The organism is Thiohalorhabdus sp. Cl-TMA, from assembly GCF_041821045.1.
Lineage (GTDB): Bacteria > Pseudomonadota > Gammaproteobacteria > Thiohalorhabdales > Thiohalorhabdaceae > Thiohalorhabdus > Thiohalorhabdus methylotropha.
Window position 1 is genome coordinate 203,564 of record NZ_JBGUAW010000005.1, and the last position, 11,262, is coordinate 214,825.

The following is an 11,262-nucleotide window of genomic DNA, read 5'->3' on the forward strand; positions in this document are numbered from 1 at the left end:
CCCGGCACCCGGGGGCCGCCCATGAGGAATGAACACCGTGATGCCCCCTTCTTGTCCGCCTCGGCCGATGCCCTCATGAACAGGGAAACGGGCGGTTCGCGGTCCTACGCGGATGTCGGCGCCTGGTCCGGGGCGGACCTGGAAAATCGCCTCCAGGAGCTCCGGAAGGCGCTCCAGGACCCCCAATCCGCGCCGCCCAAGCAGCGGGACCGCTACGAGCTGGAGGCGCAGCGCATCGAGCTGGAGATGCAGAATCGCGAGCTGCGCGAGCTGCAGGCGGAGATGCAGGCCTCCCGGGATCTGTACGCGGACCTTTACGATTTCGCCCCCCAGACCTATCTGGCGGTGAGCCGGGAGGGGCTGATCCGGGCCATCAACCTCACCGGCGCCCAGATGCTCGGCTGGGAGCGCGGTAACCTCACCGGAAAGCCCCTGGCCCCGTTCGTTCACGCCGAGGACCAGCCGGCCTTCTTCACCTTTCTCCGCAAGCTGTTCGAGGAGGGGGAGCGCACCTCCCGGGAGATCCGCTTTTCCCCCAAGGGCGGCAGCCCATGCACGGTGGTCCTGGAGGGCATCCTCGGCAGCGCGCCCGCCGAGGGCACCCCCTTCGCCCGGCTGGCGGTGACGGACATTACCGAGCGCAAACGGGCGGAGGCCATCAAGGAGCGGGAGAACCGCGTGCTGCGGGGGCTCCAGGCGGTCCAGCACACGGTCCGGGAAGGGGCCGATCTGCCCACCCTGCTGCAGAGGGTCTGCCAGCACCTGAACGAGGAGGCCGGCTACGCCCTGGCCTGGATCGCCCAGCCCGTGGACGACGCCGAGCGGTCCATCCGGATCATGGGGCTGGCGGGGGAGACCCGCTACGTGGAGGCCATGCAGGGGCGCGTTAGCCTGACCTGGGGCCCGGGCGCCGACGGCGGCGAGAACGCCCTGGGCTATATGGCGCGCACGGGGGAGTATCTGGTGAGCAACTCCCTCAGGGAGGAGAGCCTTTGGGCGGGTCGGGATATTGCCCATAGCATGGGCATGAACGCCGCTGCCGGTCTGCCCCTGGTCTACGACGATCGCGTGGTCGGTCTCATGGGCCTGTATGCCTGGGACCGGGACGCCTTCGACGAGGGGGAGATGCGCTGGCTGCTCCAGCTTGCCAACGAGCTGGCCACCGCCTGGGCCACGCTGGCGTACCAGGAGCAGCACCGGCAGTCGGAGCAGGAGCGCCAGTACCTGCTGGAGTTCCTGAACGCCACACCCGACTTCGTGGCCATGGCGGATGTGGCGGGCAACGTCCTCTATCGGAATCCCGGGGCCTATCGGCTGCTGGGCCAGGATCCGGCCCACAGGCCCCTGGAATCCATCCGCATGTCCGAGGCGCATCCCCAGTGGTCCTGGCACCGGCTCCTGAACGAGGCCTTCCCCACCGCCCGGCAGGAAGGGGTCTGGCAGGGCGAGATGGCCTTCCTGGACACCGCCGGCCGGGAGATCCCCGTCCATCAGGTGATCGTCGCCCACTACGGCGACGACGGCTCGGTGGAGCGCTTCTCCACCATCGCCCACGACCTCACCGCCTTCAAGCGTCAGCGCGCCGAGCTGGAGCGCACCCGGCGCTCCGTGGCCCTGGACGAGCTCGGCTCGGTGATCGCCCATCAGCTCAACCAGCCCCTGACCGCCGCCCTGATGTACGCCGACGGCACCCTGAACCGCTGGCAGGGGCAGCAGGGCGTTCCCGATGGCTCGGAGGAGGGGGTGGTGCGGGTCAAGGAGCAGGTGCAGAAGGCGGTGGAAATCGTCCAGGACCTGCGCAAGTTCCTGAACGGCGGCAAGCCGCAGCTCCAGCCCCTGGACCTCAACGCCCTCATCGAGCGGATCGGCCCCCGCCTCATCCTGGGCCGGGAGACCCACCAGCACCACCTGCGCGAGGATCTGGACCCCGACCTGCCCGAGGTGTCCGCCGATTCCACCCTGCTCCAGGAGTGCCTCCAGAACCTGGTCAACAACGCCGCCGAGGCCATGCAGGAGGCGGAGGTGGACGAGCCCGCGGTGGATATCCGGACCCGCTTCCGGGAGGACGGCATGGTGGAGGTGCAGGTCCGCGATAGCGGGGTGGGACTGCCGGAGACCCTGCGGGAGAACCTGAATCAGCCCCTGTTCACCACCAAGCCGGGCGGCATCGGGCTCGGCGTGGGGATCTGCCGCTCGGTGGTGGAGGCGCACGGCGGCGTCCTCTGGGCCACCCCCAACGACCCCGAGCCGGGCACCACCTTCCACTTCACCCTCAAGCCGGTGGAGGCCGACCCGGAGGAGGAAGCCGGCTGAGCGGCCTGGAGCGCCGTCCCGGGCATCAGCCGGGTACGGTGAGCACCCGGCGCACGGCGACGGCGTGCCCCTTCCGCTCCTCCAGCCAGGCCAGGAGCGCCCGGGCCGCGTAGGCCCACTCTCCCCGCACCAGGCCCCGCCCGGCGGCCACCCGGCGGAAGCGCGTCAGGTCCTGCTCGCCGGGTCCGCACACCGCCAGGTAACGGTCCAGGGCGGCCTCGTTCTCCGTACCGGTGGTGGCCCGCAGTGCCCGTTCGCCTTCCGGGGGTGGAAACGTCCAAGTGCTCCCTTGAATGGCCACGTTCCCCGCCAGCACGCTCACCCGGCCGTCGGGATAGAGGTCGAAAAGGGTGCAGCGGTCTCCCGGGCTGCCGCCGGTGACGCGCAGATGGAAGGTGCGCCCTGCCCGCAGCCGCTTCCCGAGGGGCCGGCCCGCGGCACTCACCGCCCGGAGCCGGAGGCCGCCGCGCGCATAGCCGGAGAGGTCCACCGCCGCCAGGGTGTCGGCGAGCGGGAGCTGCACGCCGTCGGCCCGGTAGATCCAGTCGCCGTCGCGCCGGTCCAGGGAGAGGGCCACCTCCCGGACATCGTCCCCGCCGCCGGTGAGTGCGCGGTCGAGCCGCCGTACCAGCGGCGCCCCCGTGAGCCCGGCGGGTCCCCGCCAGCGGATCCGGGCCGGCTCGCCGGCCCACTCCGCCCGCAGATTTTCCGCCAGCACCGCCCAGGCCGGGCGTAGATCCAGGCGCCAGCGCACGTAGAACCGCGCCCCGCGCTCCGCGACTCGGTCCCTGCGGGCATGGTCCAGCCGCTGCCGGGCGTGCAGCCGGATTTGCTGCCGGTAGCTCCGTTCCGACGGCTCGCCGGCGCCCCGGCGCGTGCGGCTCTCCACGGCGCTGCGCACCCACACGGAGCGCTGCTGGCCGAGGTCCTGCAAGGCCTCGGCCCGGGCATCCGGGAGGCTGGTGCCCCGGCCGTAGCCGTAGAGCAGGTCGGGGTGGGGCGCTGGCTGTCCGAACCAGTCGGGGGTGTCCGGGCCGGGTGCGGCGCTGTCCGTCGCGCAGGCGGCGAGCAGGAGGCCGCCGCACAGGCCGGCAAAGCGGCGGACGTAGCGGGAAAAGCCCATGCTGGGGTACGCCATGGCTCCCTCGAACGGACCGGCAACGGGGACGGCGTCCCGGGAATGGGTGGGAGGCGGACAATCTGGCAGAATCTCTCCCGGGGCGCAATGTCCGCCCCGGATGCCGCATCCCCTGGGAGACCCGAACCGCCATGAACCGTTCCATCCTGCTTTCGGCCGTCCTCCTGGGACTGCTCGTCCTGGGCGGATGCGCCTCGCCGGGAAAGCGTGTCTGGCCCGCTCCGGACGGCGCCGCCGGGGCGCCCGACCAGTCCGGGGCGCCCCTGTTCATCTTCCGCACCGGCGGGGCGGTGCGCGGCGCGCCGGCGCTCGGGCCGGGCGGCAAGGTGTACCTGGCTTCCCGGGACGGCCATGTCTACGCCGTCTCCCCGTCCGGAGCCAAGGAATGGGCCTACGAGCTGGGCGCGGCGGACGGGGAGGCCGCCGTGGCGGTGGCGCCCGACGGCCGGATCTACGCCGCCGCCGGCGGGCGTGTCCACGCCCTGAGCCCCGACGGCGAGCGCCGCTGGGTCTACGCCACCCGGGGGACGGTGCGCGGCGCGCCGGTGCCCGGTCCCGACGGCACCCTCTACGTGGCCTCGGCGGACGACGCCACGAAGAAGGACGACGGCTACACCTATCCCGTCGACCACCTCCACGCCGTCACGCCCCGGGGAGAGCGCAAGTGGGTCCGGGAGGCGGCGGGCGGCGTGGCCGCACCGCCGGCGGTGGCTCCCGGCGGCACCGTATACCTGGCCACCCGCGACGGCGGGGTCCACGCGCTGAACCCGGACGGTGACCGCAAGTGGTCGCGGGCGGTCCCCGGGCCCCTGTCGGCGTCCCCCGCCGTAGGGCCGGAGGGCGCTGTCTACGTGGGCTCGAAGGAGGGGCGTCTCCACGCCCTGACGGCGGCGGGCGAGCGAAGATGGACGCAAGAGATGGGCGGCGCCGTGACGGCCGCCCCGGCGGTGGCCCCGGACGGCACGGTGTACGCGGGCTCCGGGGACGGCCGCATCCACGCCCTGACCCCGGCCGGCGAGGAGAAATGGACCTACGCCACCGACGGTCCGGTGGCCACCACGCCCGCCGTGGGCCCGGACGGTACGGTGTACGCTGGCTCGGACGACGGCTTCCTCTACGCCCTCACGCCCGACGGCACGCGGCGCTGGGCCCGGGGCACCGGAGAGCCGGTCCGCTCCTCGCCGGTGATCGGCCCCGGCGACCGCGTGTATGTGGGCTCGGACAGCCGCCGCCTGTACGCCTGGCGGGGCTGGCCGGAATGGGTGGCCCGTTTCCCGGCGGACCCGCCGGAGGCCCGGGGGCGGTTCCGGTGGCGGGCCGGGCACGGCCATCCGGCGCCCCATACCGACGGCACGAGCCTGGCCACGGTGCGCCAGCTCGCCGAACGCCGGTTCCGGCATGCCCTCGCCACCTATCGCCGGCTGCCGCCGGACCTGCGGGAGCGCCAGTGGCGCCTGGCGCTGGCGCGTCCGCTGCCGCCGCGGCTCGCCAAGGACGAGTTCGAATCCAGCCGGCGCTTCCGGGAGCGGCTCGACCGGGCCCGGAAGGCGTATCGCCAGAGCGTGGAGGACCACAACCGGCGGGTGTCGGAGCTGGAGACGGCCATCCGGGGCTTCCGCCGCGACCGCCGGCGCCTGCCCGCCTGGAAGCGGGAGCAGATCCTGCGCCGCACCTTCCTGGAGGTGCTCGGCGATCCCGAGCTGCGCGATATCCGCTACGACGCCGACAGCCGGACCTTCTACGGCGAGATCGTCGCCAACCGGGGCGGCGGGCTCCAGCGCACCGTGGCCCTGAAGCGGGCGGTGTCCCCGGAGGCGGCCCGGCGCCTCAAGCCCCGCCTGCAACGGGTCGATCCCGAGGTCACCTTCGAGGTCGGCGACGACGGCGGCCTGGAGTGGGCCGACGCGGCGGTGGCCGTGGACGGCACCCGCTACGCCCTGCTGCCCACCGGGGCGCCCGCGCCCGTGGACGTGCGCGTCCGGGTGGCCGGGCCGGCGCCGGAGCGCGTGGACCTCACCGGCCTCAGGGTCCGGGGGGCCGGCGAGGACCTGGACCTGACGGTGACCCGGGACCCGGAGATCCGCGCCCTGCAGGAGCGCATCGTCCAGGCCCGCGAGCGCATCGCCGCCGAGCGGCTCAAGGAGCGGCGCCTGGCCCGGCTCAAGGAGCGCCTGGCGGAGCTGCAGGGGCGCCGCGGCGCGGACGCCGCGCCCAACGCCCGGACCCGCGAGCTCCTGGAAGGGCTGCCCGAGGCGGCGCGCCCCCGTCCCCACGGCGTGGCCGTGATCATCGGCAATCGCCACTACGGCGGCGCGGACAGCGACATCCCGGATGTTCGCTACGCCCACAACGACGCCCGCGCCATGGCCCGCTTCGCCCGCCGCACCCTCGGCTTCCGGGCGGGCAACGTGGTGGTGCTCGAGGACGCCTCCAAGGCGCGTCTGGAGGCCTGGCTGGGCTCCGCCAGCCATCCGGGGGGGCGGCTGGCGGATCTGGTGAAGCCGGGCCGGTCGGAGGTGTTCGTCTACTATTCCGGCCACGGCGTGCCCGGGGCGCGCGAGGGGCGCAGCCACCTGCTGCCCGTGGACGCCTCCCCGGACCAGGTGGCCATCACCGGCTATGCCCTGACGACCCTCTACCGCAACCTCTCCCAATTGCCCGCCAAGCGCGTGACCGTGGCCCTGGACGCCTGCTTCTCGGGCCGCTCGCCCGGGGGCGCGGTGGTGCGCAACGCCTCGCCCGCCACCCTGACGGTGAAGGGGGTGCGGCCCGGGCTGGCGGGCGGCACCGTCCTGGCCGCCGCCGCGCCGGAGCAGATCGCCTCCTGGGACACGGAAGCGCGGCTGGGGCTGTTCACCCGGTACTGGCTGAAGGGGGTGAGTGGCGCGGCCGACGCCGACGGCGACCGCCGCGTCACCGCCGGCGAGCTGCACGACTTCCTCGGCGAGCGGGTCACCTACCAGGCCCGCCGGCGCTACGGCCGGGTCCAGGAGCCGCGCCTGTTCGGCCCGCCGGAGCGGGTGGTGGCGGAGCTGCCCTGAGGCGGGGGTGCTCCGGAAACGGCGGGCAAGGGAAGTTGACCGGAGCGCGGCGAGCCGCGATCCTTTCCCGGCCGGGGGCGGGAAGGATCACCAGGAACGGAAAGGCCACAAAGGGGAACGGCATGGCGGGGAAGGGCGGATGGCGGATTTTGACGGCGGCGGGCCTGCTGGCGGCGCTGCTGAGCGGCTGCGGCAAGGGCGGCGACGACGACACCGTGAAGCCGAAGCTGGACAGCCTCTGGGCGGAGCGGCTGAAGTATTGCAGCGAGTGTCATGACCCGGACCGGGATCCAGATTACGACGGCCCCGATATGTCCACGCAGGCGTCCTTCCTGGCCGGTCTGAAGGAACAAGACCACTCGGATTACGGTGATTGGAATATAGGATCAGATTGTAGTGGGGTCCCTTTTATTGACCCTGAGAAGCCGGGAAATTCCTTGATTATGGCGGCTTTGGTACTGTCGTATTCTGATCAGATAAGTGCAGACCATGGGAAGTGTGACACTTCCTACAGTTACCATAATGATGTTAGTGAGTCTTTCGACGCCGAAAAGGACGCCGACCTAATCAGTGCCCTGAAAACCTGGATCGCCAACGGCGCCAAGGACAACTAGGACGGCCCGGCGGTGAGCGGGGACGGCGGGAATCTCCGGCGCGCCGGGCGCCCTTGGCTCCGCTACGGGCTGTACGCCCTGGCGGGGCTCGGGGCGTTCGGGGCCGCCGTTCTGGTGGCGGTCTACTTCGCGCTGCGCTCGCCCGCCGTCATGGACCGGCTCCTGCCCGTGGCCAGCGACGTCCTAGAATCCACCGCCGGCGTGGCGCTGCGCGCCGAGCGGGTCCGCATCGACCTGCTGTCCGGCGCCGAGCTCCGGGGCCTGGAAGTCCGCTGGACCGATCCGCAGCGGGGCGAGGCGGTGGCCGCGGTGGACGCCGTCTCCCTGGCGTTCCGCCCCGGCGACCTCCTGGGCGGCCGCCTGTTCGTGGAGCGCCTGCGGGTGGCGGGGCTGGACCTGGACGCCGACCTGCGCCTTCCCGCTTCGTCCGGGGCCGAGCCCTCGGAGCCGGAGGGGGCGGCTCCCGTGCCCGGCGGGGATGCCGATACCCCGGCCGAGCCCGCCTGGCGGGGCCTGGCCAAGGCCCTGGCCGCCCCGCCGCTGGCGCTGCGCGCCGAGGAGCTGGCCGTCACCGACAGCCGCGTGGACCTGCGCGTGGTCCGATCCGGCCGCATCCTCCGCTACCGGACGCCCGTGGCGCTGCGCGGCAGCGCTCGCTGGGCGGCGGATGGCCTCCGGGCGAGCACCCGGCTGGATCTGGGCGCCGGGGAGGACGCCGCTCCGGGTACCCTCTTCCTGGATGGTGCCGGCGAGGGGGCGTCCCTGGCGGCGGAGGCCCGGCCCGCGCTGAGCCTGGCCCTGGACTGGACCCTTGAGCGCGCGGACTCCGGCTGGGCGCTGCGCGTGGATCCCCTGCGCCAGCGCTTCCAGCTCGCCGGCGCGCGGGTGACGGGCCGCTCGCCGGACGGCCCGGTCCGGGCGGAGCTGGCGGTGCTGGACCTCCGGGCCCGACTGTCCGCCGCCACCAGCGGGACGGCCCCCACGGACGGCGCGGGGCCGGCCGCGATCTTCCCGCTGCGCACCAACCTGACGCTCCGCGCCGGGCTCGACGGTCTGGACGCCGCCGCCGGCGGGCGCAGGCTGCGTCTGGAGCGGTACCGCCTGCAGGTGGACGGCGAGAACCACGCCCCGGACCCGGACCACCTGTTGGCCGATTTCCGGCTCACCGGCCGCCAGGAGCTGTCCCTGCCCGGGGCGTCCCTGGACGCCGGCGGCGGCCCCCGCGCCGCCCTGGAGGGCTTCCGGCTGCGCTCGGGCTGGAAGCTCCGGGACGGCGATAACCCCGAGGGCCGCATGCCGCCGCCGTTCACCTTCGAGGTGGGCCTGCAGGGCGGCGCGGACCGCCTCACCGCCTCGCTCCCCGGCGGCGAGGCGGCGCCCGCCGCGCTGCGTCTGGACGCGCCGAGCCACGCCTTCCGCCTCACCGGCTCCGTGGACCGGCCCGGGGATCTGCTCGCCGCCCTGCGGGCGGAGCTGCGGGGCGACCTGGGGCTCGATTCCCTGGAGGTCCGGAAGCAGGGCGCCGAGGGAAAGCGGGTCCTGCGCATGGCGGGGCCGGGGCTCACCGTCAACGGCTCCTTCGCCGAAGGGGCGGGCAGCCTGCAAGCGGACCTGGACCTCCCCGGGATCCGCACGCCCCTGGTGAAGCGGTCTTTCCGGGCCGGGCTCCGCGCCCGGGCGGAGAGCGATGCGGCCCTCGAGCGGCCGAGCGCCGGACTGGCGCTCCACCTGGACGGCGAGCGGCTGGCCTCCCTCTCGGCCTCCGCCCGCGACGAGGCCGGGACGCTTCGCCTGGACCACCGCCTGGCGGCCCGGCTCGGCGCCGGGCTCGCCGGATACCATGCCGCCGCCGTGCCGCTGCGGCGGCTCGGGGGCCTGCGCCTGGAGTGGGAGGGCGAGCAGCGCCTGGAGCACGGCGCCGAGTCCGTGCTGGACGCCGATTTCGGGGCCGTGGATGCCTGGCCCGCCGAGGGCACGGGGCTGCTGAGCGTGGCCCAGCTCGGCGAGCCCGCCGAGGCCCTTCCGGCCTGGGGGGAGCCGTTGCGGCTGGATTACCGCCTGGCCCGGGCGGGAGACTACACCGCCGAGCTGGCCCTCACCGCGCCCGCCCTGCGCGTGCCGCCCCTGGAGGAGCCCGTGCACCTCAAGCTGTACACCCACCAGGGTGCGGACTGGCCCCTCACCGAGGCCCGGGCCTACGGCCTGGCCTGGCTAGAGGGCGAGCGCCTGTTCTCCTACGGGCTTTCCCTGGACAACGCGCCCGGCGACTTCCGGCTGCGGACCGGGCTGGGTCTGGCCGCCGACCCGGATTGGGCGGCGCACTGGTCCGCCCTGAAGCCCCTAGAACGGGCGGGCCGCCTGGATACCGGCGTGAGCCTGCGGACCCGGGTGGCGCACCCCCATGACAGCATCCTGGCGCTGCGCCCGGGCGCCCTGGACGGCGTGGCGGTCGAGGCGGATCTGTCCCTGGCGCTTGCCCAGGGGCAGGCCGGTTCGCTGCTGCGCCTGCACCAGCCCCTGGTGCTGCGGGAGCACCTGGAGTGGTCGCCGGAGCATGCCCACCTGCGCGGCGGGCTGCGGCTGCCTTCCGCGGTCGTTCCGGGCCGCCTGGCGGCCGAGGGCCTGGCCCTGGACCACCATGCGCGCATGCGCCCCGGACGGGCGCCCGATTCGGGACGGCTGGAGGCGGGGCTGGAGGCGGCGCGCCTGGCGCTCCCGGGTGGAGAATCCGGGACGCAGCGGGACCTGGCGCCCCTTGCGGTGCCGTTGCGCCTGACCGTGGAAGGGGCCCGGGATGGCGGGGATGCCGAGCTGGAGAAACTGGCGCTGGCCCTGGGTGGCGGCCTGGCGGCGCTGGAGGCGGCGGGGCGCTTCGCCACGGACGGCGGCGAGGGAGCCCTGAGCGGCCGGCTCACCCTGCGTCCCCGGGAGGAAATGTGGCAGGCCCCGGCGCTCTCCGGCAGCGGCACCCTCCAGGCCCCCTGGCAGGTCACCTGGATGGACCGGCGCCGCTTCGCCCTGGAGGGACGCCTGGTCTTTCGCGATCTGGGGCTGCGCTCGGACCGGTTCCGGCTGGCCGGGCTCTCCGGCGAGATCCCCTTCCACGAGGAGCTGGAGCGCACCGATTCCGGCGGCCTGCGCTTCGCCTATCTGGCGGAGGCCGATCCCTTCCAACGGGTGGCCTTCAGCCGGGTCCGGCCCTATCTGGACCAGAGCTTCAGGCTCGACGCGCGCAAGCTGGAGGCCGGGGGCGTCGCCGCGGGTCCCCTGCGCGCCAGCCTGGACATGGAGCAGAACCTGCTGCGCCTGCGGCGGTTCGAGCTGGGGCTGCTGGGCGGTCACCTGGGCGGCGAGCTCTACCTGGACGCCACGCCCGGGGCCATGCGGGTGGGCTTCCTGGGCCGGGTCAGCCAGGTGGACCTGCGGCCACTGCTCGCCGACGAAGCGGGCGCCGCGCAGCGGGCGTACGCCCCCGTCAGCGCCCGGGCGGCGGTGAGCCTGGATGTGGCTCGGCTCCTGCTGGAGGGCCGGGTGGACATAACCCGCATCACCCGGGCCCAGCTCCTGCAGGTGCTGGCCCTGCTGGACCCGGCGCAGGAGGATCCCCAGCTCGACCGTATCCGCAGCGCTCTGCGCGTGGCCCACCCGCAGCGGGTGAGCCTGCGCATGCGCAATAGCCTCCTGGACCTGGAGGTGGCCCTTTCCGCCCTCAAGGAGCCCATCCGGGTGCGCGGCGTGCCCCTGACCCCGCTCCTGCAGCGCTATGCCGCCGACACCCTGCGGATGGCCGACCGTTTCCCCCTGGAGGAATGAGCATGCCCACGTCCCGCCGGAACCCGTTGCCGCTAGCGCCGCTGATCCTCCTTCCCGTCCTGGGCGGCTGCGTCAATCTGGCCCCGGAGGTGCACATCGCCGACCGCCACACGGTGCTGGAGCAGGACGCCTCCGGGAGCTGGCCGGAGCTGGAGAAGCGGTTCGACGAGCGGGTGCTGCGCATGGGGCCGGTGCCCCTGGCCGAGGACCCCCTGCACGGCAGCCGCCGGGAGCGGGCCTTCAGCGTCCTCAACGGCGCCTTCGTGAACGGCGAAGGGGAAGAGGGGGGCGGGTCGTAGTGGCCCGGGCTGATTGGCCGAACGGAAACCGTGTAGGAGCGGCC

At 74.0% G+C, this 11,262-nt stretch carries 6 protein-coding genes; 5 read left to right on the forward strand and 1 reads right to left on the reverse strand.

All coding sequences use genetic code 11. From position 1 onward, the window contains the following. Positions 1 to 21: 21 nt before the first annotated feature. Positions 22 to 2,313, forward strand: a complete 2,292-nt coding sequence (locus ACERLL_RS08750) for an ATP-binding protein (RefSeq protein WP_373655697.1) — start codon at positions 22 to 24, stop codon at positions 2,311 to 2,313. 25 nt (positions 2,314 to 2,338) lie between these two features. Here the strand turns inward: ACERLL_RS08750 and ACERLL_RS08755 are convergent, their stop codons facing one another. Then, the gene (locus ACERLL_RS08755) at positions 2,339 to 3,451 is read right to left on the reverse strand and encodes a hypothetical protein (protein WP_373655698.1); all 1,113 of its coding nucleotides are present in this window, start codon (positions 3,449 to 3,451) and stop codon (positions 2,339 to 2,341) included. A 131-nt stretch (positions 3,452 to 3,582) separates the two neighbouring features. On the opposite strand from ACERLL_RS08755, the gene ACERLL_RS08760 reads away from it, so the two are divergent. From ACERLL_RS08760 to ACERLL_RS08775, 4 genes are all read left to right on the forward strand, one after another. After that, on the forward strand, positions 3,583 to 6,492 hold the full coding sequence (locus tag ACERLL_RS08760; RefSeq protein ID WP_373655699.1) for an outer membrane protein assembly factor BamB family protein: 2,910 nt from the start codon (positions 3,583 to 3,585) through the stop codon (positions 6,490 to 6,492). A 122-nt stretch (positions 6,493 to 6,614) separates the two neighbouring features. Continuing rightward, on the forward strand, positions 6,615 to 7,106 hold the full coding sequence (locus ACERLL_RS08765) for a hypothetical protein (RefSeq protein ID WP_373655700.1): 492 nt from the start codon (positions 6,615 to 6,617) through the stop codon (positions 7,104 to 7,106). Positions 7,107 to 7,118: 12 nt separating this feature from the next. Next, complete coding sequence (locus tag ACERLL_RS08770) at positions 7,119 to 10,919, forward strand: hypothetical protein (protein WP_373655701.1); 3,801 nt, start codon at positions 7,119 to 7,121, stop codon at positions 10,917 to 10,919. Positions 10,920 to 10,921: 2 nt separating this feature from the next. Then, positions 10,922 to 11,218 (forward strand): hypothetical protein, encoded by a 297-nt coding sequence (locus ACERLL_RS08775; RefSeq protein WP_373655702.1) that lies wholly within the window; start codon positions 10,922 to 10,924, stop codon positions 11,216 to 11,218. Positions 11,219 to 11,262 lie beyond the last annotated feature (44 nt).